The sequence below is a fragment of the Rhizobium terricola genome, from assembly GCF_012927355.1.
Classification (GTDB): domain Bacteria; phylum Pseudomonadota; class Alphaproteobacteria; order Rhizobiales; family Rhizobiaceae; genus Allorhizobium; species Allorhizobium terricola.
In genome coordinates this window covers 1,505,503-1,528,106 of record NZ_JABBGK010000001.1, presented here as the reverse complement: position 1 = coordinate 1,528,106, position 22,604 = coordinate 1,505,503, and the positions used below count along the sequence as shown (strand labels likewise).

Annotated in this window: 35 protein-coding genes; 30 read left to right on the top strand and 5 right to left on the bottom strand. The window is 60.9% G+C overall.

Annotated elements, in window-relative coordinates; translation table 11 throughout:
* Window positions 1–47 precede the first annotated feature (47 nt).
* From tuf to rplQ, 28 genes are all read left to right on the top strand, one after another.
* Window positions 48–1,223 (top strand): elongation factor Tu, encoded by a 1,176-nt coding sequence (tuf, locus tag HHL25_RS07330; protein ID WP_169588649.1) that lies wholly within the window; start codon window positions 48–50, stop codon window positions 1,221–1,223.
* Between the two features lie 300 nt (window positions 1,224–1,523).
* On the top strand, window positions 1,524–1,832 hold the full coding sequence (gene rpsJ, locus HHL25_RS07325) for a 30S ribosomal protein S10 (protein WP_006728688.1): 309 nt from the start codon (window positions 1,524–1,526) through the stop codon (window positions 1,830–1,832).
* A gap of 172 nt (window positions 1,833–2,004) precedes the next feature.
* Window positions 2,005–2,646, top strand: coding sequence for a 50S ribosomal protein L3 (gene rplC, locus HHL25_RS07320; RefSeq protein WP_169588647.1), 642 nt, complete (start codon window positions 2,005–2,007; stop codon window positions 2,644–2,646).
* Between the two features lie 13 nt (window positions 2,647–2,659).
* Entirely contained in the window at window positions 2,660–3,280 is a 621-nt protein-coding gene (rplD, locus tag HHL25_RS07315) for a 50S ribosomal protein L4 (protein WP_169588646.1), read from the top strand.
* Window positions 3,277–3,570, top strand: a complete 294-nt coding sequence (locus HHL25_RS07310) for a 50S ribosomal protein L23 (RefSeq protein ID WP_169588644.1) — start codon at window positions 3,277–3,279, stop codon at window positions 3,568–3,570. Before rplD ends, HHL25_RS07310 begins: the two co-directional genes overlap by 4 nt.
* 17 nt (window positions 3,571–3,587) lie before the next feature.
* Window positions 3,588–4,424, top strand: a complete 837-nt coding sequence (gene rplB, locus HHL25_RS07305) for a 50S ribosomal protein L2 (protein ID WP_169588642.1) — start codon at window positions 3,588–3,590, stop codon at window positions 4,422–4,424.
* Between the two features lie 16 nt (window positions 4,425–4,440).
* Window positions 4,441–4,719: a 30S ribosomal protein S19 gene (gene rpsS / locus HHL25_RS07300; protein WP_028735901.1), complete on the top strand. Its 279-nt coding sequence runs from the start codon at window positions 4,441–4,443 to the stop codon at window positions 4,717–4,719.
* A 2-nt stretch (window positions 4,720–4,721) separates the two neighbouring features.
* Window positions 4,722–5,111: a 50S ribosomal protein L22 gene (gene rplV, locus HHL25_RS07295; RefSeq protein WP_113462302.1), complete on the top strand. Its 390-nt coding sequence runs from the start codon at window positions 4,722–4,724 to the stop codon at window positions 5,109–5,111.
* A complete protein-coding gene (gene rpsC / locus HHL25_RS07290; RefSeq protein WP_169588640.1) occupies window positions 5,111–5,833 on the top strand; it encodes a 30S ribosomal protein S3 in 723 nt (240 codons plus the stop codon). The genes rplV and rpsC overlap by 1 nt, the downstream gene beginning before the upstream one ends.
* A 37-nt stretch (window positions 5,834–5,870) precedes the next feature.
* Complete coding sequence (rplP, locus tag HHL25_RS07285) at window positions 5,871–6,284, top strand: 50S ribosomal protein L16 (protein ID WP_015915745.1); 414 nt, start codon at window positions 5,871–5,873, stop codon at window positions 6,282–6,284.
* 11 nt (window positions 6,285–6,295) lie between these two features.
* A complete protein-coding gene (gene rpmC / locus HHL25_RS07280) occupies window positions 6,296–6,496 on the top strand; it encodes a 50S ribosomal protein L29 (protein WP_028735898.1) in 201 nt (66 codons plus the stop codon).
* A 13-nt stretch (window positions 6,497–6,509) separates the two neighbouring features.
* Window positions 6,510–6,746 (top strand): 30S ribosomal protein S17, encoded by a 237-nt coding sequence (rpsQ, locus tag HHL25_RS07275; RefSeq protein ID WP_169588639.1) that lies wholly within the window; start codon window positions 6,510–6,512, stop codon window positions 6,744–6,746.
* Window positions 6,747–6,981: 235 nt separating this feature from the next.
* Window positions 6,982–7,350: a 50S ribosomal protein L14 gene (rplN, locus tag HHL25_RS07270; protein ID WP_018328276.1), complete on the top strand. Its 369-nt coding sequence runs from the start codon at window positions 6,982–6,984 to the stop codon at window positions 7,348–7,350.
* Between the two features lie 15 nt (window positions 7,351–7,365).
* Entirely contained in the window at window positions 7,366–7,674 is a 309-nt protein-coding gene (rplX, locus tag HHL25_RS07265) for a 50S ribosomal protein L24 (protein WP_169588637.1), read from the top strand.
* Entirely contained in the window at window positions 7,667–8,224 is a 558-nt protein-coding gene (gene rplE / locus HHL25_RS07260) for a 50S ribosomal protein L5 (protein WP_169588635.1), read from the top strand. The genes rplX and rplE overlap by 8 nt, the downstream gene beginning before the upstream one ends.
* Window positions 8,225–8,257: 33 nt before the next feature.
* Complete coding sequence (rpsN, locus tag HHL25_RS07255) at window positions 8,258–8,563, top strand: 30S ribosomal protein S14 (protein WP_169588633.1); 306 nt, start codon at window positions 8,258–8,260, stop codon at window positions 8,561–8,563.
* Between the two features lie 12 nt (window positions 8,564–8,575).
* Complete coding sequence (gene rpsH / locus HHL25_RS07250; protein WP_169588631.1) at window positions 8,576–8,974, top strand: 30S ribosomal protein S8; 399 nt, start codon at window positions 8,576–8,578, stop codon at window positions 8,972–8,974.
* A gap of 41 nt (window positions 8,975–9,015) precedes the next feature.
* Entirely contained in the window at window positions 9,016–9,549 is a 534-nt protein-coding gene (gene rplF, locus HHL25_RS07245) for a 50S ribosomal protein L6 (RefSeq protein ID WP_169588629.1), read from the top strand.
* A 12-nt stretch (window positions 9,550–9,561) separates the two neighbouring features.
* Complete coding sequence (rplR, locus tag HHL25_RS07240) at window positions 9,562–9,924, top strand: 50S ribosomal protein L18 (RefSeq protein ID WP_169588627.1); 363 nt, start codon at window positions 9,562–9,564, stop codon at window positions 9,922–9,924.
* Window positions 9,925–10,063: 139 nt separating this feature from the next.
* Window positions 10,064–10,633: a 30S ribosomal protein S5 gene (gene rpsE, locus HHL25_RS07235; RefSeq protein ID WP_099057569.1), complete on the top strand. Its 570-nt coding sequence runs from the start codon at window positions 10,064–10,066 to the stop codon at window positions 10,631–10,633.
* Window positions 10,634–10,647: 14 nt separating this feature from the next.
* Complete coding sequence (gene rpmD, locus HHL25_RS07230; protein ID WP_169588625.1) at window positions 10,648–10,857, top strand: 50S ribosomal protein L30; 210 nt, start codon at window positions 10,648–10,650, stop codon at window positions 10,855–10,857.
* Between the two features lie 16 nt (window positions 10,858–10,873).
* Window positions 10,874–11,353, top strand: coding sequence for a 50S ribosomal protein L15 (gene rplO / locus HHL25_RS07225; protein ID WP_169588623.1), 480 nt, complete (start codon window positions 10,874–10,876; stop codon window positions 11,351–11,353).
* Window positions 11,354–11,588: 235 nt separating this feature from the next.
* Complete coding sequence (secY, locus tag HHL25_RS07220) at window positions 11,589–12,929, top strand: preprotein translocase subunit SecY (protein WP_169588621.1); 1,341 nt, start codon at window positions 11,589–11,591, stop codon at window positions 12,927–12,929.
* Window positions 12,926–13,576, top strand: coding sequence for an adenylate kinase (locus HHL25_RS07215; protein ID WP_169588619.1), 651 nt, complete (start codon window positions 12,926–12,928; stop codon window positions 13,574–13,576). Before secY ends, HHL25_RS07215 begins: the two co-directional genes overlap by 4 nt.
* Window positions 13,577–13,804: 228 nt before the next feature.
* Window positions 13,805–14,173, top strand: a complete 369-nt coding sequence (gene rpsM / locus HHL25_RS07210; protein WP_169588617.1) for a 30S ribosomal protein S13 — start codon at window positions 13,805–13,807, stop codon at window positions 14,171–14,173.
* 133 nt (window positions 14,174–14,306) lie between these two features.
* Window positions 14,307–14,696 (top strand): 30S ribosomal protein S11, encoded by a 390-nt coding sequence (gene rpsK / locus HHL25_RS07205; protein WP_015915761.1) that lies wholly within the window; start codon window positions 14,307–14,309, stop codon window positions 14,694–14,696.
* Window positions 14,697–14,792: 96 nt separating this feature from the next.
* Window positions 14,793–15,803, top strand: a complete 1,011-nt coding sequence (locus tag HHL25_RS07200) for a DNA-directed RNA polymerase subunit alpha (protein ID WP_028735883.1) — start codon at window positions 14,793–14,795, stop codon at window positions 15,801–15,803.
* A gap of 116 nt (window positions 15,804–15,919) precedes the next feature.
* Entirely contained in the window at window positions 15,920–16,345 is a 426-nt protein-coding gene (gene rplQ, locus HHL25_RS07195) for a 50S ribosomal protein L17 (protein ID WP_169588615.1), read from the top strand.
* A 71-nt stretch (window positions 16,346–16,416) separates the two neighbouring features.
* Here the strand turns inward: rplQ and HHL25_RS07190 are convergent, their stop codons facing one another.
* The gene (locus tag HHL25_RS07190) at window positions 16,417–16,815 is read right to left on the bottom strand and encodes a ribosomal maturation YjgA family protein (protein ID WP_169588613.1); all 399 of its coding nucleotides are present in this window, start codon (window positions 16,813–16,815) and stop codon (window positions 16,417–16,419) included.
* A 76-nt stretch (window positions 16,816–16,891) separates the two neighbouring features.
* Here HHL25_RS07190 and HHL25_RS07185 point away from each other — a divergent pair, with 76 nt between their 5' ends.
* Window positions 16,892–17,749: a DUF817 domain-containing protein gene (locus HHL25_RS07185; protein ID WP_246701701.1), complete on the top strand. Its 858-nt coding sequence runs from the start codon at window positions 16,892–16,894 to the stop codon at window positions 17,747–17,749.
* 25 nt (window positions 17,750–17,774) lie between these two features.
* On the opposite strand, the gene HHL25_RS07180 is transcribed toward HHL25_RS07185, so the two are convergent.
* Genes HHL25_RS07180 through HHL25_RS07170 form a run of 3 tightly spaced genes read right to left on the bottom strand, consistent with a single transcriptional unit; the run spans window position 17,775 to window position 19,966 of the window.
* Window positions 17,775–19,040 carry an RNA polymerase sigma factor gene (locus HHL25_RS07180; RefSeq protein ID WP_169588609.1) on the bottom strand — a complete coding sequence of 422 codons (1,266 nt, stop codon included), beginning with the start codon at window positions 19,038–19,040 and terminating at the stop codon, window positions 17,775–17,777.
* Between the two features lie 49 nt (window positions 19,041–19,089).
* Window positions 19,090–19,512, bottom strand: a complete 423-nt coding sequence (locus tag HHL25_RS07175) for a VOC family protein (RefSeq protein WP_169588607.1) — start codon at window positions 19,510–19,512, stop codon at window positions 19,090–19,092.
* Window positions 19,513–19,528: 16 nt separating this feature from the next.
* Window positions 19,529–19,966 (bottom strand): YciI family protein, encoded by a 438-nt coding sequence (locus HHL25_RS07170; protein WP_169588605.1) that lies wholly within the window; start codon window positions 19,964–19,966, stop codon window positions 19,529–19,531.
* Between the two features lie 247 nt (window positions 19,967–20,213).
* Between HHL25_RS07170 and lhpI the strand changes: the two genes are divergently transcribed.
* A complete protein-coding gene (lhpI, locus tag HHL25_RS07165; protein ID WP_169588604.1) occupies window positions 20,214–21,953 on the top strand; it encodes a cis-3-hydroxy-L-proline dehydratase in 1,740 nt (579 codons plus the stop codon).
* Here lhpI and msrQ read toward each other — a convergent pair.
* A complete protein-coding gene (msrQ, locus tag HHL25_RS07160; protein WP_169588602.1) occupies window positions 21,950–22,603 on the bottom strand; it encodes a protein-methionine-sulfoxide reductase heme-binding subunit MsrQ in 654 nt (217 codons plus the stop codon). The genes lhpI and msrQ overlap by 4 nt on opposite strands.
* Between the last annotated feature and the right edge of the window lies 1 nt (window position 22,604).

Below are 22,604 nucleotides of genomic sequence, written 5' to 3'. Positions count from 1 at the left end.
CAACGGAATTTTTCCCTTCGAGGGAATTAAGAAACGGAGAGCCGAAAATGGCAAAGAGTAAGTTTGAGCGCAACAAGCCGCACGTTAACATTGGCACGATCGGCCACGTTGACCATGGCAAGACGTCTCTGACGGCAGCGATCACCAAGTTCTTCGGTGAGTTCAAGGCCTATGACCAGATCGACGCGGCTCCGGAAGAAAAGGCCCGTGGTATCACCATCTCGACGGCGCACGTTGAGTACGAGACGGCCAACCGTCACTACGCGCACGTCGACTGCCCCGGCCACGCCGACTACGTCAAGAACATGATCACCGGTGCCGCTCAGATGGACGGCGCGATCCTGGTTTGCTCGGCTGCCGACGGCCCGATGCCGCAGACCCGCGAGCACATCCTGCTCGCCCGTCAGGTTGGCGTTCCGGCTCTGGTCGTGTTCCTCAACAAGGTCGACCAGGTTGACGACGCCGAGCTTCTCGAGCTCGTTGAAATGGAAGTTCGCGAACTTCTGTCGTCCTACGACTTCCCGGGCGACGACGTTCCGGTCATCAAGGGTTCGGCTCTGGCCGCTCTCAACGACTCGGACAAGAAGATCGGTGAAGATGCCGTACGTGAGCTGATGGCCGCTGTTGACGCCTACATCCCGACGCCTGAGCGTCCGATCGACCAGCCGTTCCTGATGCCGATCGAAGACGTGTTCTCGATCTCGGGCCGTGGTACGGTTGTGACGGGCCGCGTCGAGCGCGGTATCGTCAAGGTTGGTGAAGAAGTCGAGATTGTCGGCATTCGTGCGACGACGAAGACGACGGTTACCGGCGTTGAAATGTTCCGCAAGCTGCTCGACCAGGGCCAGGCCGGCGACAACATCGGCGCTCTGATCCGCGGCGTTGCCCGTGACGGCGTCGAGCGTGGCCAGATCCTGTGCAAGCCGGGTTCGGTCAAGCCGCACAAGAAGTTCAACGCTGAAGCCTACATCCTGACGAAGGAAGAAGGCGGCCGTCATACGCCGTTCTTCACCAACTACCGTCCGCAGTTCTACTTCCGCACCACCGACGTGACGGGCATCGTCACGCTTCCGGAAGGCACGGAAATGGTTATGCCGGGCGACAACGTCACGGTTGTTGTCGAACTGATCGTTCCGATCGCGATGGAAGAAAAGCTGCGCTTCGCTATCCGCGAAGGCGGCCGTACCGTCGGCGCCGGCATCGTCGCCTCGATCATCGAGTAATTGAAATACGGAGCGGCGTAAAAACGCCGCTCCGTTTCTTCAGTATTCGATTGACGAATCTCCGCTGGCATTGTATGTGCCGGCCACGAAAGAAAACGGACGATGTCGTCGTCGTCCGTTTTTCGCTGCGTTGAGTCGATCTCCTGTAGATCGAGACCTGGCAGGTTTCTGTGAATAGCAAGTGACAGGGGCGCCTTCACGGTGTCCTTGTGATTTTTGATAATCCGGGGCCGACCAGTAATTGGTAATTCACTGTCTCTGCGTATGCGGGACGCAAGAAAACAAACAAGGACAAGTCGAATGAACGGCCAGAATATCCGCATCCGCCTCAAGGCGTTTGATCACCGGGTTCTCGATGCCTCCACGCGGGAGATCGTCTCTACCGCTAAGCGCACCGGTGCAAGCGTTCGCGGCCCGGTACCGCTCCCGACGCGCATTGAAAAGTTCACTGTTAACCGCTCGCCCCACGTCGACAAGAAGAGCCGTGAACAGTTCGAGATGCGTACTCATAAGCGTCTTCTCGACATCGTTGATCCGACCCCGCAGACCGTTGATGCTCTGATGAAGCTCGACCTGGCTGCCGGCGTAGACGTCGAGATCAAGCTCTAAGAAGGAATTCCGGCGAGAGCCGAAATAACAAGGAAGGTACGTGGCAAGACCTGCCAACGACTTCTCGAAACGGGAAACCTGAAGGTTCGGAAGGGCCGGAGCGGAATCCTTAAACAAAGAGCCAAGGTCAGGATCGAAAGGCCCTGATGCTGCTCTCAAGAGGAATGAACCAATGCGTTCAGGTGTGATTGCACAGAAAGTGGGAATGACCCGCGTCTATAACGACGCCGGCGAACATGTCCCGGTAACAGTTCTGCGGTTGGATAACGTCCAGGTCGTTGCCCAGCGTACCGTCGAAAAGAACGGCTATGTAGCTCTGCAGCTCGGCGCCGGCCAGTCCAAGGTCAAGAACACGACCAAGGGTCTGCGCGGCCATTTTGCTGCTGCCAGCGTTGAGCCGAAGGCGAAGCTCGTCGAGTTCCGCGTCTCTGAAGACAACCTCATCGACGTTGGCGCCAAGCTGACGGCGAGCCACTTCGAAGCTGGCCAGCTGGTCGACGTGACCGGCACCACCATCGGTAAGGGTTTCGCCGGCGCTATGAAGCGTCACAACTTCGGTGGTCTGCGCGCCACCCACGGCGTGTCCGTGTCGCACCGTTCGCACGGTTCGACCGGTAACAACCAGGATCCGGGTAAGGTCTGGAAGGGCAAGCGCATGGCTGGTCACATGGGCCAGACTCGCGTCACCACCCAGAACCTCGAAGTGGTATCCACCGACGAAGAGCGTGGCCTGATCCTCGTGAAGGGCGCCGTTCCCGGTTCCAAGGGTTCCTGGATCATCGTCCGCGACGCCGTCAAGTCGGCTGCGAAGTAAGGGAGCCAAGCACATGGAATTGAACGTCAAGACCCTCGAGGGCAAAGACGCCGGCAAGGTATCCCTGTCGGACGCGATCTTCGGTCTCGATCCGCGCGAGGACATTCTCGCCCGCATGATCCGCTACCAGCTGGCAAACAAGCGCCAGGGCACGCACAAGTCCAAGACCCGTGCGGAAGTCTCCCGCACCGGTGCGAAGATGTACAAGCAGAAGGGTACGGGTCGCGCTCGTCACCATTCGGCTCGCGCTCCGCAGTTCCGCGGCGGTGGCAAGGCTCATGGCCCGGTTGTTCGCAGCCACGCCCACGACCTGCCGAAGAAGGTTCGCGCTCTGGCTCTGCGTCACGCGCTCTCGGCCAAGCTGAAGTCGGAAGACCTGATCATCGTCGATCAGCTGGTCGCCGCTGAAGCAAAGACCAAGGCACTCGTCGGCAGCTTCGCCTCGCTGGGCCTCACCAACGCTCTGGTCATCGGCGGCGCCGAGATCGACAGCAACTTCAAGCTCGCGGCCGCAAACATCCCGAACATCGATGTTCTGCCGGTTCAGGGCATCAACGTTTACGACATTCTGCGTCGCGGCAAGCTCGTGCTTTCCAAGGCTGCGGTTGAAGCTCTGGAGGAGCGGTTCAAATGACTGATCTTCGTCACTACGACGTGATCGTATCTCCTTCGATCACGGAAAAGTCGACCCTGGTATCCGAACAGAACCAGGTTGTCTTCAACGTCGCCAAGGGTGCAAGCAAGCCGCAAATCAAGGCTGCTGTCGAAGCCCTCTTCGGCGTCAAGGTCACCGCCGTCAATACGCTCGTCCGCAAGGGCAAGACCAAGCGTTTCCGCGGTTTCATCGGCAAGCAGAAGGACGTCAAGAAGGCTGTCGTGACGCTCGCCGAAGGTCAGTCCATCGACGTGTCGACGGGCGTCTGAGGTAGGGAATAAGAACAATGGCATTGAAAAGCTATAATCCGACGACCCCGAGCCAGCGTCAGCTGGTCATCGTCGACCGTTCGGGCCTGTGGAAGGGCAAGCCGGTCAAGGCGCTGACGGAAGGTCTGTCCAAGAGCGGCGGCCGTAACAACCTCGGTCGCATCACCGCCCGCTTCATCGGCGGCGGTCACAAGCGTACCTACCGTCTCGTTGACTTCAAGCGTCGCAAGTTCGAAGTCGAAGGCACCGTCGAGCGCCTGGAATACGACCCGAACCGCACCGCGTTCATCGCGCTGGTGAGCTATGCCGACGGCGAGCAGGCTTATATCCTGGCGCCGCAGCGTCTCGCCGCCGGTGACAAGGTCATCGCCTCCGAGAAGGCTGTCGACGTAAAGCCCGGCAACACTATGCCGCTGCAGTACATCCCGGTCGGCTCGATCGTGCACAACGTTGAAATGAAGCCGGGCAAGGGCGGTCAGATCGCTCGCTCCGCCGGCACCTACGTTCAGCTCGTCGGCCGCGATGCCGGCATGGCTATCCTGCGCCTGAACTCCGGCGAACAGCGTCTCGTTCCGGGCTCCTGCCTGGCAACGATCGGCGCCGTATCCAACCCGGACCACGGCAACATCAACGACGGCAAGGCCGGTCGTACCCGCTGGCGTGGCAAGACCCCGCATAACCGCGGTGTCGTCATGAACCCGGTCGACCACCCGCACGGCGGTGGTGAAGGCCGCACGTCCGGTGGTCGTCACCCGGTTTCCCCGTGGGGCAAGCCGACCAAGGGCAAGCGGACCCGCTCGAACAAGTCGACCGACAAGTTCATCATGCGCTCCCGCCACCTGAAGAAGAAGTAAGAGAGGTTAGTCAGAAATGGCTCGTTCAGTATGGAAAGGCCCGTTTGTTGACGGCTATCTTCTCAAGAAGGCTGAGAAGGTTCGCGAGGGCGGTCGTAGCGAAGTGATCAAGATCTGGAGCCGTCGCTCCACGATCCTGCCGCAGTTCGTCGGTCTCACCTTCGGCGTCTACAACGGCAGCAAGCATGTTCCGGTCAGCGTCAACGAAGACATGGTCGGTCACAAGTTCGGTGAATTCTCTCCGACCCGGACCTATTACGGTCACGGTGCGGACAAGAAGGCGAAGAGGAAGTAACAATGGGCAAGGCAAAAGCCGAACGTCGGCTGAAGGACAACGAGGCGCAAGCTGTTGCGCGCACGATCCGCGTCAGCCCGCAGAAGCTCAACCTGGTTGCCGCGCTGATCCGCGGCAAGAAGGTCGAGCGCGCGCTCGCCGACTTGGAATTCTCCCGCAAGCGTATTGCCGGCACGGTTCGCAAGACCCTGGAATCGGCGATCGCAAACGCCGAGAACAACCATGATCTCGACGTCGACCAGCTGATCGTGGCGGAAGCCTATGTCGGCAAGTCGATCACCATGAAGCGTTTCCACGCTCGTGGCCGCGGCCGCGCATCGCGCATCGAAAAGCCGTTCTCGCACCTCACCATCGTGGTGCGCGAAGTCGAAGCCAAAGGGGAGGCCGCATAATGGGTCAGAAAATCAATCCGATCGGTTTCCGCCTCGGCATTAACCGTACCTGGGACAGCCGTTGGTTCGCCGACAACGCCGAATACGGCAAGCTGCTCCATGAGGATCTCAAGATCCGCGCCTATCTGATGGAAGAATTGAAGCAGGCCGGTATCGCCAAGGTGGTCATCGAGCGTCCGCACAAGAAGTGCCGCGTCACGATCCACTCGGCTCGTCCGGGCCTGATCATCGGCAAGAAGGGCGCAGACATCGAGAAGCTTCGCAAGAAGCTCTCGGAGATGACCAACTCCGAGACGCACCTCAACATCGTTGAAGTGCGCAAGCCGGAAGTCGACGCAACGCTCGTTGCCCAGTCGATCGCCCAGCAGCTCGAGCGTCGTATTGCTTTCCGTCGCGCCATGAAGCGCGCCGTACAGTCGGCCATGCGTCTGGGTGCCGAAGGCATCAAGATCACCTGCGCCGGCCGTCTTGGCGGAGCGGAAATCGCACGTACCGAATGGTACCGCGAAGGCCGCGTGCCGCTTCACACCCTGCGTGCAGACATCGACTACGGTACGGCTGAAGCCGAAACTGCATACGGCATCTGCGGCGTGAAGGTCTGGATCTTCAAGGGCGAAATCCTTGAGCACGATCCGATGGCCTCTGAACGCCGCGCGCTGGAAGGCGATGCGCAGGGTCCGGCAAGCCGTGAACGTGGCGACCGTCGCCGCGAGAACGCTTGATTAGCGCTGGCGAAAGATAAGTTCGGAGAATAAGAAAATGTTGCAGCCAAAGCGTACTAAGTACCGCAAGCAGTTCAAGGGCCGCATCAAGGGTGTTGCCAAGGGCGGTTTCGACCTGGCATTTGGCGAGTTCGGTCTCAAGGCTCTTGAGCCGAACCGCGTCAACGCCCGCGAGATTGAAGCTGCTCGTCGTGCGATCACCCGCTACATGAAGCGCGCCGGCCGTGTATGGATCCGGGTTTTCCCCGATGTTCCGGTCACTGCCAAGCCGACCGAAGTGCGTATGGGTAAGGGCAAGGGCTCGGTTGAATACTGGGCCTGCAAGGTAAAGCCCGGCCGTATGATGTTCGAGATCGATGGTGTATCCGAGGAAATCGCGCGCGAAGCGCTCCGCCTCGGTTCGGCCAAGCTCTCGGTCAAGACGCGCTTCGTTCAGCGCATTGCAGAGTAAGGATCAAGCCCATGAAAGCCGCAGACGTTCGCGCCATGAGCGCCGATCAGTTGAATGACGAGCTTGCCAAGCTGAAGAAGGAGCAGTTCAACCTGCGCTTCCAGAAGGCGACTGGCCAGCTTGAAAAGTCTTCGCGTATCCAGGAAGTCCGTCGTGACATCGCACGCGTGAAAACCATTGCCCGCCAGAAGGCGGCAGAAGCCAAGGCCTAAGGACCAGAAAAATATGCCTAAACGCATTCTGCAGGGCGTCGTTGTCAGCGACAAGAACGAAAAGACCGTCGTGGTTCGCGTCGAGCGTCGATTCGCTCACCCGCTGCTTCAGAAGACCGTTCGCCGGTCCAAGAAGTACAAGGCCCACGACGAGAACAACCAGTACAAGGTAGGTGACGTAGTTTCCATCGAGGAATGCGCACCGATCTCGAAGGACAAGCGCTGGACGGTTATCGCCGCCCACGCTTAATTTACAGAGTTTTGCGCCTGGCCCTTGCGTCAGGCGCAGAAATCTGTATGAAGCACACCATTGGCGCAGGAACGCTCCGGCAACGGGCGTTCTTTTGCTTTGAGCGCACGGAAGGTCCTTAACAAGGAAACCACCCTGGCAAGATCCTACCCGCGCGACATTCGAAATTTTCATAAGCCGGAATAGGGGGCGTTCGCGCCCAACCGTTCGGGTTACAACAAGAAGGCGACCTGACATGATTCAGATGCAGACTAACCTCGACGTGGCGGATAATTCCGGCGCACGTCGTGTCATGTGCATCAAGGTGCTGGGCGGCTCCAAGCGCAAGTACGCTTCGGTCGGCGACATTATCGTCGTCTCGATCAAGGAAGCTATCCCGCGCGGCCGCGTGAAGAAGGGTGACGTGATGAAGGCGGTTGTCGTGCGTACCGCCAAGGACATCCGTCGTCCGGACGGCAGCGTCATCCGCTTCGATAACAACGCAGCTGTTCTTATCGACAACAAGAAAGAGCCGATCGGCACCCGTATCTTCGGACCGGTTCCGCGCGAACTTCGCGCCAAGAACCACATGAAGATCATCTCGCTGGCTCCGGAAGTACTGTAAGAGGAGCGACAAGCGATGCAAAAGATTCGTAAAGGCGACAAGGTCGTCGTACTCGCTGGCAAGGACAAGGGTCGCTCGGGCGAAGTCCTCCAGGTTCTGCCGAAGGAAGACCGCGCCGTTGTTCGCGGTATCAACGTCGTGAAGCGCCACCAGCGCCAGACGCAGACGCAGGAAGCCGGCATCATCAACAAGGAAGCATCCGTGCACCTGTCGAACCTTGCCGTCATGGACAAGGACGGCAAGCCGACCCGCGTCGGTTTCTCCGTCGTCGACGGCAAGAAGGTACGTGTGGCCAAGCGTTCGGGAGATGTGATCGATGGCTGAGGCAAAGTATGAGCCGCGGCTCAAGACCGAGTATGTGAACCGGATCCGCAAGGCCCTCCAGGAGCAGTTCAACTTCTCCAACGAGATGCAGATCCCGAAGCTCGAAAAGATCGTCATCAACATGGGCGTCGGCGAAGCTACCGCTGATTCGAAGAAGCCCACCGTTGCTGCTGCCGACCTCGCAGCGATCGCCGGCCAGAAGCCGGTCATCACGCGCGCTCGCAATTCGATTGCAGGCTTCAAGGTTCGCGAAGGCATGCCGATCGGCGCGAAGGTCACCCTGCGCGGCGCCCGTATGTACGAATTCCTGGACCGCCTGATCAACATCGCGCTTCCGCGCGTTCGCGACTTCCGCGGCCTGAACCCGAAGTCCTTCGATGGCCGTGGCAACTTCGCCATGGGCATCAAGGAACACATTGTGTTCCCTGAGATCAACTACGACAAGGTTGATCAGATGTGGGGCATGGACATCATCGTTTGCACGACGGCAAACTCGGACGACGAAGCTCGGGCTCTTTTGAAAGAGTTCAACTTCCCGTTCCGTCAGTAACCGTAACGACGAGCGTAGAAGAGGAACTTCGATATGGCGAAAACAAGCGCAGTCGAGAAGAACAAGCGCCGCCGCAAGACCGTCGCCAACCAGGCCACCAAGCGTGCTGCCCTCAAGGCGATCATCATGAACCAGGCGCTTCCGATCGAAGACCGGTTCAAGGCAACCCTGAAGCTGGCAGACCTGCCGCGTGATGGCTCCAAGACCCGTATTCGCAACCGTTGCGAAGTCACCGGTCGCCCGCGTGCATTCTACCGCAAGCTCAAGATGTCGCGTATCGCGCTTCGCGAGCTGGGCAACCTCGGCAAGGTGCCGGGTATTGTCAAGTCGAGCTGGTAAGGAGACGGGCAAATGACGATGACTGATCCGTTGGGCGATATGCTCACCCGTATCCGCAATGGCGCCGCACGCCGCAAGAACTCGGTTTCCACGCCGGCTTCCAAGCTTCGTGCACGCGTTCTCGATGTCCTTCAGGCTGAAGGCTACATCCGCGGTTACTCCGAAGTCCAGTATGACAACGGCAAGGCCGAACTGCAGATCGAACTGAAGTACTACGAAGGTGCTTCGGTCATCCGCGAAATCGGCCGCGTCTCCAAGCCGGGCCGCCGAGTTTATGTCTCGGTCAAGTCCATTCCGCAGGTCGCGAACGGCCTCGGCATCACCATCCTTTCGACTCCGAAGGGCGTGATGGCCGACCACCAGGCTCGCGAACAGAACGTAGGCGGCGAGGTTCTCTGCTCGGTCTTCTAAGACTGAGCAGTGATCTCCTAGCGAACAGACAGGATTGAAACATGTCTCGTATCGGTAAAAAGCCCGTTCAGGTTCCTGCAGGGATCACGGCCACCGTTGACGGCCAGAAGGTGACTGCAAAGGGCCCCAAGGGCGAACTTTTCTTCGTCGCGAATGACGAAATTTCCGTGAAGCTGGAAGACAACGCTGTTGTTGTTCTGCCGGTCAACGACTCCAAGGATGCTCGTTCGAAGTGGGGCATGTCCCGCACGATGATCGAAAACATCTTCAAGGGCGTCAAGGACGGTTACGAGCGCAAGCTCGAGATCAACGGCGTCGGTTACCGCGCGTCGCTGCAGGGCAAGAACCTGCAGCTGGCACTCGGCTTCAGCCACGACGTTGTCTACGAACCGCCGGTCGGTATCACGATCGTCGTTCCGAAGCCGACGGAAATCATCGTCTCCGGCATCAACAAGCAGCAGGTCGGTCAGGTCGCTGCTGAGATCCGCGAATATCGCGGCCCCGAGCCCTACAAGGGCAAGGGTGTCAAGTATGCCGAAGAGCGGATTGTCCGCAAAGAAGGCAAGAAGAAGTAAGGAACGCGCGAAATGGCAAGCAGAAAAGAAGCACTTGTTCGTCGTGCCAATCGCGTACGGCGTCAGATCAAGGCGGTGGCCAACGGCCGTCCGCGTCTGTCGGTACATCGCACGTCGAAGAACATCTACGCTCAGATCATCGACGACGTCGCTGGCAAGACCGTTGCAGCTGCCTCGACTCTCGAGGCAGACCTCAAGGGCGGGCTGAAGACCGGCGCCGATGTTGCAGCAGCTGCTGCTGTCGGCAAGCTCGTCGCCGAGCGTGCCGCCAAGGCTGGCGTCAAGGAAGTTGTCTTCGACCGTGGCGCCTTCATCTATCACGGCCGCATCAAGGCCCTGGCAGAAGCAGCCCGCGAAGGTGGTCTGAACTTCTAATAAATTCCGCCCGGACCTTGCGGTCCGGGCGGATTTCCGGCATTAGCCGGTCCCCGGATTCCGCCACCGCCCGGAAAGGGCAGGGCGGAGTTTTTCGTAATCTGCCGATTGCACCCGGAAAAGAAAAAGGAAAAGGACAATGGCACAGGAAAAGCGTGGTTCGCGCGAAGACCGCCAGAACCGTGAAGAGCGCGACAGCGAATTTGTCGACAAGCTGGTCGCGATCAATCGCGTCGCCAAGGTGGTGAAGGGCGGCCGTCGTTTCGGCTTTGCAGCCCTCGTCGTCGTCGGCGACCAGAAGGGCCGGGTCGGTTTCGGCCACGGCAAGGCACGCGAAGTGCCGGAAGCTATCCGCAAGGCAACCGAAGCTGCCAAGCGCGAACTGATTTTCGTACCGCTGCGTGACGGCCGTACGCTGCACCACGACGTCAACGGTCGCCACGGCGCCGGCAAGGTTCTGCTGCGCTCGGCCAAGGCCGGTACCGGCATCATCGCAGGCGGCCCGATGCGCGCCGTCTTCGAAACGCTCGGCATGCACGACGTTGTCGCCAAGTCGACCGGCTCTTCGAACCCGTACAACATGGTTCGCGCCACGTTCGACGCCCTGAAGCACCAGGTTCACCCGAAGGACATCGCAGCTCAGCGCGGCATCAAGTATGCAACGCTTCAGGCTCGCCGTGCCGCTTCCGGCAATGCCTCGGAAGAATAAGAGGAGTCTGACCCATGGCTAAGGCTACGAAGAAGACTGAAGCAAAGACGATCACGGTCGAGCAGATCGGTTCGCCCATTCGCCGTCCGGAAGTGCAGCGCAAGACGCTCATCGGTCTGGGCCTCAACAAGATGCACCGGGTCCGCACCTTGGAGGACACTCCTTCGGTTCGCGGCATGATCCGTGCTGTCCAGCATCTCGTTCGCGTCGTCGACGAGAAGTGAGACGGGGGAAATCATCATGAAACTGAATGAAATCAAGGACAACGAAGGCGCCTCCAAGGACCGTATCCGCGTTGGTCGCGGTATCGGCTCCGGGAAGGGCAAGACCGGTGGCCGCGGCGTCAAGGGTCAGAAGGCTCGTTCGGGCGTTGCGATCAACGGCTTCGAAGGCGGCCAGATGCCGATCTATCGTCGTCTGCCGAAACGCGGCTTCAACAACATCTTCGCTTCCGAATACGTGACCGTTTCGCTCGGCCGTATCCAGACCGCGATCGATGCCAAGAAGCTCGACCCGAAGGCAACGATCGATGCTGCTGCCCTCAAGGCTGCCGGCGTCATCCGTCGCGCCAAGGACGGCGTACGCGTTCTCTCGGGCGGCGAACTGACCGCCAAGGTGACCATCGAGGTTGCCGGCGCGTCGAAGACCGCCGTCGAGAAGATCGAAAAGGCCGGCGGCTCGATCAAGCTGCTCGCCGCCGCTGCTGAAGCTGCCGAATAAGTCTTCAATCGGATCGCCCGGGGTGTTTACTCCGGGCGATCTTGCTCCCATATGTGAGCCTCACGATCCTAGGACGGAGTGACGTCGTTTCGTCTTCCGGGAGATTCTGGAAAACAAGGGTGAGGCATGCGGTTGCAGCGCAATCTCCTCCACGCCCGGTTTTCTTAAAAACATTGGACGATAGCCTCCGGTTTCGGCGTTCCGTGCCGCCGGATTTGGTTTTGCGGAGAATTTCATGGCTTCTGCAGCGGAACAATTGGCCTCGAACCTCAACTTCTCGACTTTCGCCAAGGCGGAAGATCTGAAGAAGCGACTGTGGTTCACGCTGGCCGCCTTGCTTGTCTATCGCTTGGGCACCCACATTCCGCTGCCCGGCCTCAACCCCGAAGCCTATGCGGCGGCCTTCCAGGGCCAGGCCGGCGGCATTCTGGGCCTCTTCAACATGTTCTCGGGCGGCGCCGTTCAGCGTATGGCGATCTTCGCCCTCGGCATCATGCCCTACATCTCTGCGTCGATCATCGTGCAGCTGATGACCTCGGTCGTGCCGGCGCTCGAAAACCTGAAGAAGGAAGGCGAGCAGGGCCGCAAGATCATCAACCAGTACACCCGCTACGGCACGGTGCTTCTCGGCACGCTGCAGGCCTATGGCATTGCCGTCGGCCTCGAAAGCGGGCAGGGGATGGTCGGCGACCCCGGCGTGTTCTTCCGTATCTCGACGGTCGTAACGCTGCTCGGCGGTACCATGTTCCTGATGTGGCTCGGCGAACAGATCACCTCGCGCGGTATCGGTAACGGTATTTCGCTCATCATCTTCGCCGGTATTGCCGCCGGTCTTCCGACCGCTCTTGCCCATACCCTCGACCTCGGTCGAACCGGCGCCCTGTCGACCGTACTGATTCTGACGGTCATCGTCGTCGCCATTGGCGTGATAGCGCTGATCGTCTTCGTCGAGCGCGCCCAGCGTCGCCTGCTGATCCAGTATCCGAAGCGTCAGGTCGGCAATCGCATGTTCCAGGGCGACACTTCGCACCTGCCGCTGAAGCTCAACACCTCGGGTGTCATCCCGGCGATCTTCGCCTCGTCGCTGCTGCTGCTTCCGGCAACGGCTGCGGGCTTTGCCGGCACCTCGACGCTGCCCTCCTGGGCCACGACGATCGTGTCGACGCTCGGCCACGGCCAGCCGCTCTACATGGTGCTCTACGCCGCCCTGATCGCCTTCTTTGCTTTCTTCTATACGGCCATCGTCTTCAATCCGAAGGACACGGCCGACAATCTGAAGAAGCATGGCGGCTTCATCCCGGGTATCCGCCCCGGTGAGCGCACCGCCGAATACATCGATTACGTGCTGACCCGCATCACCGTGATCGGTGCGATCTATCTCGTCTTCGTCTGTATCCTCCCCGAGATCCTGGTTGCCGAGACAGGCGTACCATTATCCCTTGGTGGTACTTCTCTTTTGATTGTTGTCAGCGTTACCCTCGATACTGTAGCACAGATCCAAGGTCACCTGATTGCCCAGCAATATGAGGGGCTGATCAAGAAGTCCAAGTTGCGTGGAGGAAAGAGGGGACGATGAGACTTATCCTTTTGGGTCCGCCGGGAGCGGGTAAGGGGACGCAGGCCCAGAGAATTGTCGAGAAGCATGGCATTCCGCAATTGTCGACCGGTGACATGCTGCGCGCCGCCGTCAGCGCCGGGACCGATGTGGGCAAGCGCGCCAAGGCGGTGATGGATGCCGGCAACCTGGTATCCGACGACATCGTCAATGCCATCGTTTCCGAGCGCATTGACCAGCCGGACTGTGCGAACGGCTTCATCCTCGACGGTTATCCGCGGACGCTCGTCCAGGCCGATTCGGTCGAGGCGATGCTGGCGGGCAAGGGGATGCAGCTCGACGTGGTTATCGAGCTCCAGGTCAATGATTCGGTCCTCGTCGATCGCGTCTCCGGTCGTTATACCTGCGCCAAGTGCGGCTCGGGCTATCATGACCGGCTGCAGAAGCCCAAGGTCGAGGGCGTCTGCGACAAGTGCGGCTCGACGGAGTTCAAGCGTCGCCCGGACGACAACGCCGAGACGATGACCACGCGTCTCCAGGATTACTACAAGAAGACGTCGCCGCTGATCGGCTACTACTATGCCAAGGGCAAGTTGAAGTCGGTGGATGGTATGGCCGAGATCGATGCGGTCACGGCGGAAATAGAAGGGATCCTCGCCAAGCTCTGACTTGGCGGGTCCGCAAGAATCTTCGTGGGACCGGTTGCTTTCGGCAGCTGATTCCGCTAAATAGCGCGCCAACTCGCGACATTGAAGCGATCGGCGCGTTCTTCCACCTTGGAAGACCGGGTTCGATCGTTTTGACTTGTTGAGAACCCGATTTGTAATTGCGGCCCATTCGGGCCGTGTAACGAGACACCACTTGCCGGATGGCAACTGGAAGCAAGGAGAATAGGCGTGGCACGTATCGCTGGCGTCAACATCCCGACGGCAAAGCGCGTTGTTATCGCGCTGACCTACATTCACGGGATCGGCCCGAAGTTCGCACGGGAAATCATGGAGAAGGTCGGTCTTCCGGCCGAGAAGCGCGTTCACCAGTTGACCGACGCTGAAGTCCTGGCAATCCGCGAAACCATCGACCGCGATTACCAGGTCGAAGGTGACCTGCGTCGCGAAACCTCGATGAACATCAAGCGTCTGATGGACCTTGGCTGCTACCGTGGCCTGCGCCACCGTCGTGGTCTGCCGGTTCGCGGTCAGCGCACCCACACCAACGCCCGCACCCGCAAGGGTCCGGCGAAGGCGATCGCTGGTAAGAAGAAGTAATTTCCGGTTTTTCCGGAATGGGAGGCTGGCGCGTCAGTGCCGGCCTTCTTTGAGTTTGGTAAGGGGCTGTTCTGGCCCTTTCCGGTGTAGCCGCTGGAACTACGGCGGTGTTTAGATCAACGAAAGGGAAGTCATGGCCAAGGAAGCCACCCGCGTACGCCGTCGCGAACGCAAAAATATCTCGTCGGGTGTTGCCCACGTCAACTCGACGTTCAACAACACCATGATCACCATCACCGACGCACAGGGCAACGCGATTGCCTGGTCGTCCGCTGGTGCCAAGGGTTTCAAGGGTTCGCGTAAGTCGACCCCGTTCGCCGCCCAGATCGCTGCTGAAGACTGCGCCAAGAAGGCTCAGGAACACGGCATGAAGTCGCTCGAAGTCGAAGTTTGCGGTCCGGGTTCCGGCCGTGAATCGGCTCTGCGCGCTCTGCAGGCTGCGGGCTTCATGATCACCTCGATCCGCGATGTGACCCCGATCCCGCACAATGGTTGCCGCCCGCGCAAGAAGCGTCGCGTCTGATCATCTTTCATCCCGTCGACGAGCGCCTTGTGCGCTCCTCTCGATGTTAGCTCGGTCGTCACGATTGGATGGTGACGACGAACGAAAGGTAAAATCATGATTCAGAAGAACTGGCAGGAACTGATCAAGCCGAACAAGGTCGAGTTCACCTCGTCCGGCCGCACCAAGGCGACCCTCGTCGCCGAGCCGCTGGAACGCGGCTTCGGCCTGACGCTCGGCAACGCGCTGCGTCGCGTTCTGTTGTCGTCGCTGCGTGGCGGTGCCGTCACGGCCGTCCAGATCGACGGCGTGCTGCATGAGTTCTCGTCGATCCCGGGCGTCCGGGAAGACGTGACCGACATCGTGCTCAACATCAAGGAAATCGCCATCAAGATGGACGGCGATGATCCGAAGCGCATGGTCGTGCGCAAGCAGGGTCCGGGCGTCGTGACCGCCGGTGACATTCAGACGGTTGGCGATATCGAAATCCTCAACCCGAACCATGTGATCTGCACCCTCGACGAGGGCGCCGAGATCCGCATGGAATTCACCGTCGCCAACGGCAAGGGATATGTGCCGGCCGATCGTAACCGCGCTGAAGATGCTCCGATCGGTCTAATCCCGGTCGACAGCCTCTACTCGCCGGTCAAGAAGGTGTCCTACAAGGTGGAAAACACCCGCGAAGGACAGGTTCTCGACTACGACAAGCTGACCATGACCATCGAGACCGACGGTTCGATCACCGGTGAAGATGCTGTCGCTTTCGCGGCCCGCATTCTCCAGGACCAGCTCGGCGTCTTCGTCAATTTCGACGAACCGCAGAAGGAAGTCGAAGAGGAAGCCGTCACCGAACTCGCGTTCAACCCGGCCCTCCTCAAGAAGGTCGACGAGCTCGAGCTTTCGGTCCGTTCGGCCAACTGCCTGAAGAACGACAACATCGTCTATATCGGCGACCTCATTCAGAAGACCGAAGCAGAAATGCTCCGCACTCCGAACTTTGGCCGCAAGTCGCTGAACGAAATCAAGGAAGTTCTCGCTTCCATGGGCCTGCACCTCGGTATGGAAGTACCGGCATGGCCGCCCGAGAACATCGAAGATCTCGCGAAGCGTTACGAAGACCAGTATTAATAACAGTGAAGGCAGCCTCTAAGCCTGCCTTTCCCCGTCAAACTGCGGGCGAATGCCCGTATGTGTCAGGAAACGGCAGCCTCTGAGACAGAGCCTGCACTTAAAGGAGAATAGCAATGCGCCACCAGAAAGCCGGCCGCAAGCTGAACCGTACCGCCAGCCACCGTAAGGCGATGTTCGCCAACATGGCTGCTTCGCTCATCCTGCATGAGCAGATCGTCACCACCCTGCCGAAGGCGAAGGAAATTCGCCCGATCGTTGAAAAGCTCGTAACGCTCGGCAAGCGCGGCGACCTGCATGCTCGCCGCCAGGCGATCTCGCAGATCCGCGACGTTGCCGTCGTCGCCAAGCTGTTCGACGCCATCGCTTCGCGCTACGCCACCCGCAACGGCGGCTACCTGCGCATCATGAAGGCCGGCTTCCGCCAGGGCGACAACGCTGCCATGGCCGTCATCGAATTCGTCGAGCGCGACGTCGATGCCAAGGGCGCAGCCGACAAGGCTCGCGTTGCCGCTGAAGCAGAAGCTGCCGAAGCCGCCTGAGTTTTTTCCCGCACGGGAAGGACTTGACGAAAAGGCCGGGTGAGCGATCACCCGGCCTTTTCGCGTCGTGGCTATCGGTGACGGCGACCGGCGATTGCTGCGGCGACCGCTATCCCGACGATGTAGGCGACGATGTTCCAGACGGAAAAGATGCGGCCGAGCAGCAGGGCCCCCGCGAGCGTTAGGCGGAATGCATCCAGCCAGGGCGTGTGGTAGAGCCTGAACAACTCGACCGCAATCGCAATGATGAGCGAAAGCAGGATCCCCAATCGCGGTCGGGCGGGCAAGGCCACCGTAACCAGCAGATATACCATGGCGCCCCAGAGCAGCGATCCGCCATACTTGACGACGACATAGGGCAGGCCCGCTTCATAGCCGGCAAGGCGCAATGTCGTGCCGGTGGCGATGACCAGTGCGGCGGCGGCAAGCGGCTTCAGGCGGTTTGACGATCTTGCCTTCAATTTGTCCATAGGCTGCTTCTAGCTTGAGTGGACGGACACGCAAGTGCAGACGAGGGGATCTATCAGCCAGATGACGACTTTACCCATGCGAAGACTGTTGCGGCTCGAGGACCTCGATCGCATTCTGATGGATCCGCCACCTGCTCCTGAACTTTCCGGTTTCCGACGCTTCATCGCGGAGTTCTTGCTTTTTGGCACCAAGGAGGCGCGTGCCTGCCTTTTTGCCGGCCTGTTCTTCGTGTCGATCTTCGTGACGCCACGGGACGGGCTGCTCGGCATTCCGCGCTACGATCTCCTCTCGGCCATCGCCCTTGCCATTCAGATCTGGATGGTCTGGGCAAAGCTGGAAACACTGGACGAACTCAAGGCGATCTGCCTCTTCCATCTCGTCGGCTTCGCGCTGGAGGTGTTCAAGACTTCCGGCGCCATCCAGTCCTGGTCATATCCGGATTTCGCCTACACGAAGGTGCTCGGCGTGCCGCTCTTCTCGGGTTTCATGTACGCGGCCGTCGGCAGCTATATCATCCAGGCCTGGCGGCTCCTGCATGTCCGGATCCGCCATCACCCTCCTTACTGGATGGCGGCCATGGTCGCCCTCGCGATCTACCTGAATTTCTTCACTCATCATTTCATCGGCGACTATCGCTGGTACATCGCCGCCCTTGCGATCGGCCTTTATGCGCGCGCCACCGTCATCTACCGGCCTTTCGATCGCGACAGGAAGATGCCGATGATCCTGTCCTTCATCCTGATCGGCTTCTTCATCTGGCTGGCGGAAAACATCTCCACCTTTTTTGCGGTCTGGCACTATCCCAACCAGCTTGGGGCCTGGTCGACGGTGCATCTCGGCAAATGGAGTTCGTGGACGCTCCTGGTGATCATGACCTTCACCATCGTTGCCTCGCTGAAGCATATCCGCGAGAAGATCCACATTCCGCAATAGCAGGCCCGCCTGCGCCAGCCCGAGGTCAGAACGCCGCGCACTGTTCGGCGCGTCGCATCAGGAAGGCCCGCTCCCCGGCATTGCCGGATAGCGCTGCCGCCCGCTCGTAGCTTGCTTTCGCCTCCGCCCACCGCCCGGCCCTGAACAGGAAGTCGGCGCGTGCCGCGGCCAGCGACGCATAGCCCGCGAGTGCAGGTTCTTGTTCCAGATCCGCGACCAGAGCGAGCCCCTTCTCCGGGCCGAAGGCCATTGCATGTGCGACTGCGCGATTGAGCGCAACAACGGGCGAGGGCGTGACATCAAGCAGCCTGTCATAGAGCCCGGCGATGCGGTGCCAGTCGGTATCCTCGTAGCGCATTGCCCGGGCGTGGCATGCCGCAAGCGCCGCCTGCAGGGCGTAGCTGCCTCCGGCGCCGTTGAGACGTTCCACCCGGTCCAGTCCATCCAGCCCGCGGCGAATCAGCAAATGGTCCCATCGCGCCCGGTTCTGCTCGGCAAGGGTCAACGGAACGCCATCCGCTCCGACCCGTGCCGGAAGGCGCGAGGCCTGGATTTCCATGAGCGCAAGCAATGCGTGAACTTCCGGCTCGTCCGGCTGAAGCCCGACCAGGATGCGCCCCAGTCTCAACGCCTCCGCGCAGAGTTGCGGGCGGATCAGGTCCGCGCCTGTGCTGGCGGCATAGCCCTCGTTGAAGATCAGATAGATCACCTCGAGAACGGAGGCGAGGCGGGCGGGCAGTTCCTCGGCCTGCGGCACCACATAGGGGAGCCCCGCCGATCCGAGCGCCTTCTTGGCCCTGACGATGCGCTGGGCAATCGTCGTTTCGCTCGACAGGAAGGCCCGCGCGATCTCCTGTGTCGTCAGTCCGCCGATCAGCTTGAGTGTCAGTGCCACGCGCTGGTCGAGCGAAAGCAGGGGATGGCAGGCCGTGAAAATTAGACTCAGGCGCTCGTCACCGATGTCGTCGTCCATGGCCGCCTCGATTTCGGCAGCCGGGTCGTGGGAGTCAGGTCCCAATTCGGCGCCGATTTCTGCGTTCTTGCGGGCGATCATCCGCTGGCGTCGGAAGCCGTCGAACGCGCGCCGCCGCGCGGTCGCCATCAACCAGGCTGCGGGCTTGTCCGGTATGCCGCGCTTCGGCCATTCGGCAAGGGCTGCGACAAGGGCATCCTGGGCCAGTTCCTCGGCCAGGCCCACGTCGCGAACCAGCCGTGCGAGCGCGGCGATCAGCCGGGCGCGTTCCATCCGGAACACCGTTTCCGTTGTCGTGTGGGCCTCGTCGGTCTGCATGGGCCGGAATTATGGAGACCGGCCCATGCCAGTCAATCCGGATTGTAGGTCATGCGGGCGGCGCGTCGCCCCCGGCTGCGGCCGGATCCATCCAGAAGATCTCCCAGACATGGCCGTCCGGGTCCTCCACGGAGCGGCTGAACATGAAGCCGTGATCCTGAGGTGGGTTCGGATCGGCGCGCCCGCCGCTCAAGACCGTCGCTTCCAGAACGCGGTCGACCTCGGCCCGCTCCGCAACCGTCAGGGCCAGCAGCGTCTGGCTCGTCGCCCGGGCATCCGCGATCGGCCGGCTGGTGAAGGTGCGGTAGAAGTCGTGGGTCAGGATCATCACGCCGATCGTGTCGGAGAGCATCATGCAGGCGGCGTTCTCGTTGGAAAACTGCGGGTTGCGGGTCGCCCCGAGCGCCTCGTAGAACCGGGTCGAGGCGCCAAGGTCGGAGACCGGCAGGTTGATGAAGATCATCTTGCTCATGATGTGCCTTGCTCCCTCAGCTCTTCTCTGTCTGCTGCTTGGCCAGCGTGTCGGCATTGCGGTGATGCAGATCGATCGTCTCCTGCGTCAATGTCTCCGCAAAGTCCTCGATCGTGTAGAACTGGCGGATTTCGATTTCGCTCGGGCCCGGCATCGGGTTCGGGCAGCGTTTCACCCATTCCACGGCCTCGTCCATGTCACGGACCTCCCAGACCCAGTATCCGGCCACGAGTTCACGCGTTTCCGCGAAGGGTCCGTCGATGACCCGGCGGCTGTCGCCGTCGAAGGCGATCCGCTTGCCGAACTTGCTGGGCTTCAACCCGTCGCCGGACAGAAGGATCCCGGCCTGGACCAGCTCCTCGTTGAACTTGCCCATTGCTTCGCCGAGCTCGTTGGAGGGCAGGATGCCGGCTTCGCTGTCTTCCGTCGCCTTTACCATCACCATGACACGCATTGCTTTTCTCCCTGGTTTCCGATCCGCGCTCCCTGGCGCATGATCCTATGACGAACGGCCGTGACCGGATTCGACATGCCTTCAAAGTCTTTCTTCAGGAAACTGTTCCCCCGGCGCATGACATCCGATGCCGACCGTTGAGACAAGGGGCTCTGCTTGATTTGCCCCGCCGGCGTGGTAGTCGAGGTGAATGCCTTGAGCTCGGTATCGGAAGCTTGAGGCCGGAATTCTGGAGGACGAGAAGCGTATGTCTACCGAAATCGAACGGGCGCCATTTGCCTCCACCGCACGCATGCTGATCGAGGGCGTGGCCGAGGGGCCTCTTCTCTGGTCCGATACGGCCCTGAGCTTCTGGGGCGGTGTGGATCCGGACACCGGCATTGTCATCGACCAGGCACATCCGCTGCACGGCAAGTGTCTGAAGGGGGCGATCCTTACCATTCCCGGCGGCCGCGGCTCCTGCACCGGCAGCGCCGTGCTGATGCAGCTTATCCTCGCCGGCACGGCGCCGGCCGGCATGGTGTTCTGTCAGAGCGAGGAAATCCTGACCCTCGGGGTCATCGTTGCCGAGGAGATGTACGCCCGTTCCCTGCCTATCGCGGTGATCACGCCGTCGGCATTCGCCGACCTTGAGGGAGTGGCGCGCCTTCACATCGGAAACGGTCTGGTCCATGAACCCGGCGCCACGTCGCCTGCCATCCCGGTGCGGCCGGCGAAGCATTCGTCCTCCGTTGCCTTGACTGCGTCCGATCTCGCGCTCCTGTCGGAAGAAGCCCCGAAGGCTACCCGCACGGCCATGCGGGTCGTCCGCCGCATGGCGGACCTCCTGGGTGCGGAAAAGCTGATCGACGTCGCCCAGGTCCATGTCGACGGCTGCATCTACACCGGGCCCGCAAGTCTCGATTTCGCCGAAAAACTCGCCGACTGGGGCGGCAGGGTCGTCGTGCCGACATCGCTCAATGCGATTTCCGTCGATCAGGCCCACTGGCGCGAGCAGGGCACCGATCCAGTTCTCTCCACCGCGGCCGGGGCGCTCGCCGACGCCTATGTGCGCATGGGCGCGCGGCCGACCTTCACCTGTGCGCCCTACCAGCTCGACAGCGCGCCCGCCCCGGGCGAGGACATCGCCTGGGCCGAATCCAACGCCGTCGTCTATGCCAACAGCGTGCTGGGCGCCCGCACGATGAAATATCCGGACTTTCTCGATATCTGCATCGCACTGACCGGCCGTGCGCCCCATGCCGGCTGTCATCTGACGGAAAACCGCAAGGCCCGCGTGGTCGTCGACGTGGAGAAGATGGATGGCCGCGACGACAGCTTCTGGCCTCTGCTCGGCTACCGGATCGGCACGCTTGCGCCCAACGCCATCCCGGTCGTTACCGGCTTGGAGGATGCTCGCCCGTCCGCCGACGACCTGAAGGCCTTCGGTGCAGCCTTCGCCACCACGTCCGCAGCGCCGATGTTCCACATCGTTGGTGTGACGCCCGAAGCGGCGTCGCTGGCCGAGGCAACCGGAGGCGCGGATCTGCCGACGGTCGGAGTCACACGCCGTGACCTCGCCAATGACTGGCATCACTTCAATCCGACGACGGGCGACCCGATCGATCTCGTCGCGTTCGGAAATCCGCACTTCTCCTTCGACGAATGCAACGCACTCGCCGATCTTCTCGCCGGGCGGAAAAGGAACCGGGACGTGACCGTGACGATCACCGTCAGCCGCGCCACCCACGCCAAGGTCATCGAGGCGGGCATTGCCGGCGAACTCGAAGCGTTCGGGGCGACCTTCGTCCGCGACGCCTGCTGGTGCACGGTTATGCAGCCCATCGTCCCGCCGAAGGCCCGGACCATACTGACCAATTCCGGAAAATACGCTCACTACGGCCCCGGATTGAGCGGAAAGCAGGTCCGCTTCGCCAGCCTCGCCGATTGCGCTGCCGCCGCCATGACGGGCAAGGCGCCTGGCGGCTTGCCGCTGTGGTTGGTCTAGACGCTCGGACGCGCGCTGCCTCCGGCCGGAGCATTGCGCCGTCCGCGCTTCCATTCCGTCACCTTCGGCCGCACCAGGCGGTAGGCGAGAAGCACGGTCACGACGGCGATGTAGAAGGCGGGTTCGGCCGTCACAGCCTTGAGCGACAGGGCATAGTGAAGGACGGCGACGGCTGCGATGGCATAGACCAGCTTGTGCAGCCGGTTCCAGTTCTGTCCAAGGCGCCGGATCGACCACCGGTTGGACGTCGCTGCGAGCGGGATCAGCATCAGCAATCCGGCCATGCCCAGCATGATATAGGGCCGCTTGGCGATGTCGCCGAGGATCGACGAGATAATGAGCCCGCGATCCAGCGTCAGATAGACGGTGAAGTGGGCGAGCACATAGTAGAAGGCCAGGAGCCCAAGTGCGCGCCTGTAGCTAATTAGGTTAATACCTAAAAGATCGCGAAGCGGCGTGACGGCGAGCCCGAGACAAAGGAAGCGCAAGGCCCAGAGGCCGAGCAGGTGCTCGAAAGCCCGGACCGGATCGGCTCCAAGACCTCCGAAAATGCCGAGATAAAAGGCGTAAAGACCCGGCAGCAGTCCGACCGCATAGAGCGTCCAGACGGATGCGGGCTTGAGGCGCGCGGGCAGGGCAAGACCGGCCATC

What these genes read in the sequence shown, in the direction of transcription:
- tuf (WP_169588649.1), top strand. Translation starts at nt 48, where the DNA reads ATGGCAAAGAGTAAGTTTGAGCGCAACAAGCCGCACGTTAACATTGGC.
- rpsJ (WP_006728688.1), top strand. Translation starts at nt 1,524, where the DNA reads ATGAACGGCCAGAATATCCGCATCCGCCTCAAGGCGTTTGATCACCGG.
- rplC (WP_169588647.1), top strand. Translation starts at nt 2,005, where the DNA reads ATGCGTTCAGGTGTGATTGCACAGAAAGTGGGAATGACCCGCGTCTAT.
- rplD (WP_169588646.1), top strand. Translation starts at nt 2,660, where the DNA reads ATGGAATTGAACGTCAAGACCCTCGAGGGCAAAGACGCCGGCAAGGTA.
- HHL25_RS07310 (WP_169588644.1), top strand. Translation starts at nt 3,277, where the DNA reads ATGACTGATCTTCGTCACTACGACGTGATCGTATCTCCTTCGATCACG.
- rplB (WP_169588642.1), top strand. Translation starts at nt 3,588, where the DNA reads ATGGCATTGAAAAGCTATAATCCGACGACCCCGAGCCAGCGTCAGCTG.
- rpsS (WP_028735901.1), top strand. Translation starts at nt 4,441, where the DNA reads ATGGCTCGTTCAGTATGGAAAGGCCCGTTTGTTGACGGCTATCTTCTC.
- rplV (WP_113462302.1), top strand. Translation starts at nt 4,722, where the DNA reads ATGGGCAAGGCAAAAGCCGAACGTCGGCTGAAGGACAACGAGGCGCAA.
- rpsC (WP_169588640.1), top strand. Translation starts at nt 5,111, where the DNA reads ATGGGTCAGAAAATCAATCCGATCGGTTTCCGCCTCGGCATTAACCGT.
- rplP (WP_015915745.1), top strand. Translation starts at nt 5,871, where the DNA reads ATGTTGCAGCCAAAGCGTACTAAGTACCGCAAGCAGTTCAAGGGCCGC.
- rpmC (WP_028735898.1), top strand. Translation starts at nt 6,296, where the DNA reads ATGAAAGCCGCAGACGTTCGCGCCATGAGCGCCGATCAGTTGAATGAC.
- rpsQ (WP_169588639.1), top strand. Translation starts at nt 6,510, where the DNA reads ATGCCTAAACGCATTCTGCAGGGCGTCGTTGTCAGCGACAAGAACGAA.
- rplN (WP_018328276.1), top strand. Translation starts at nt 6,982, where the DNA reads ATGATTCAGATGCAGACTAACCTCGACGTGGCGGATAATTCCGGCGCA.
- rplX (WP_169588637.1), top strand. Translation starts at nt 7,366, where the DNA reads ATGCAAAAGATTCGTAAAGGCGACAAGGTCGTCGTACTCGCTGGCAAG.
- rplE (WP_169588635.1), top strand. Translation starts at nt 7,667, where the DNA reads ATGGCTGAGGCAAAGTATGAGCCGCGGCTCAAGACCGAGTATGTGAAC.
- rpsN (WP_169588633.1), top strand. Translation starts at nt 8,258, where the DNA reads ATGGCGAAAACAAGCGCAGTCGAGAAGAACAAGCGCCGCCGCAAGACC.
- rpsH (WP_169588631.1), top strand. Translation starts at nt 8,576, where the DNA reads ATGACGATGACTGATCCGTTGGGCGATATGCTCACCCGTATCCGCAAT.
- rplF (WP_169588629.1), top strand. Translation starts at nt 9,016, where the DNA reads ATGTCTCGTATCGGTAAAAAGCCCGTTCAGGTTCCTGCAGGGATCACG.
- rplR (WP_169588627.1), top strand. Translation starts at nt 9,562, where the DNA reads ATGGCAAGCAGAAAAGAAGCACTTGTTCGTCGTGCCAATCGCGTACGG.
- rpsE (WP_099057569.1), top strand. Translation starts at nt 10,064, where the DNA reads ATGGCACAGGAAAAGCGTGGTTCGCGCGAAGACCGCCAGAACCGTGAA.
- rpmD (WP_169588625.1), top strand. Translation starts at nt 10,648, where the DNA reads ATGGCTAAGGCTACGAAGAAGACTGAAGCAAAGACGATCACGGTCGAG.
- rplO (WP_169588623.1), top strand. Translation starts at nt 10,874, where the DNA reads ATGAAACTGAATGAAATCAAGGACAACGAAGGCGCCTCCAAGGACCGT.
- secY (WP_169588621.1), top strand. Translation starts at nt 11,589, where the DNA reads ATGGCTTCTGCAGCGGAACAATTGGCCTCGAACCTCAACTTCTCGACT.
- HHL25_RS07215 (WP_169588619.1), top strand. Translation starts at nt 12,926, where the DNA reads ATGAGACTTATCCTTTTGGGTCCGCCGGGAGCGGGTAAGGGGACGCAG.
- rpsK (WP_015915761.1), top strand. Translation starts at nt 14,307, where the DNA reads ATGGCCAAGGAAGCCACCCGCGTACGCCGTCGCGAACGCAAAAATATC.
- HHL25_RS07200 (WP_028735883.1), top strand. Translation starts at nt 14,793, where the DNA reads ATGATTCAGAAGAACTGGCAGGAACTGATCAAGCCGAACAAGGTCGAG.
- rplQ (WP_169588615.1), top strand. Translation starts at nt 15,920, where the DNA reads ATGCGCCACCAGAAAGCCGGCCGCAAGCTGAACCGTACCGCCAGCCAC.
- HHL25_RS07190 (WP_169588613.1), bottom strand. Translation starts at nt 16,815, where the DNA reads ATGGACAAATTGAAGGCAAGATCGTCAAACCGCCTGAAGCCGCTTGCC.
- HHL25_RS07185 (WP_246701701.1), top strand. Translation starts at nt 16,892, where the DNA reads ATGCGAAGACTGTTGCGGCTCGAGGACCTCGATCGCATTCTGATGGAT.
- HHL25_RS07180 (WP_169588609.1), bottom strand. Translation starts at nt 19,040, where the DNA reads ATGCAGACCGACGAGGCCCACACGACAACGGAAACGGTGTTCCGGATG.
- HHL25_RS07175 (WP_169588607.1), bottom strand. Translation starts at nt 19,512, where the DNA reads ATGAGCAAGATGATCTTCATCAACCTGCCGGTCTCCGACCTTGGCGCC.
- HHL25_RS07170 (WP_169588605.1), bottom strand. Translation starts at nt 19,966, where the DNA reads ATGCGTGTCATGGTGATGGTAAAGGCGACGGAAGACAGCGAAGCCGGC.
- lhpI (WP_169588604.1), top strand. Translation starts at nt 20,214, where the DNA reads ATGTCTACCGAAATCGAACGGGCGCCATTTGCCTCCACCGCACGCATG.
- msrQ (WP_169588602.1), bottom strand. Translation starts at nt 22,603, where the DNA reads ATGGCCGGTCTTGCCCTGCCCGCGCGCCTCAAGCCCGCATCCGTCTGG.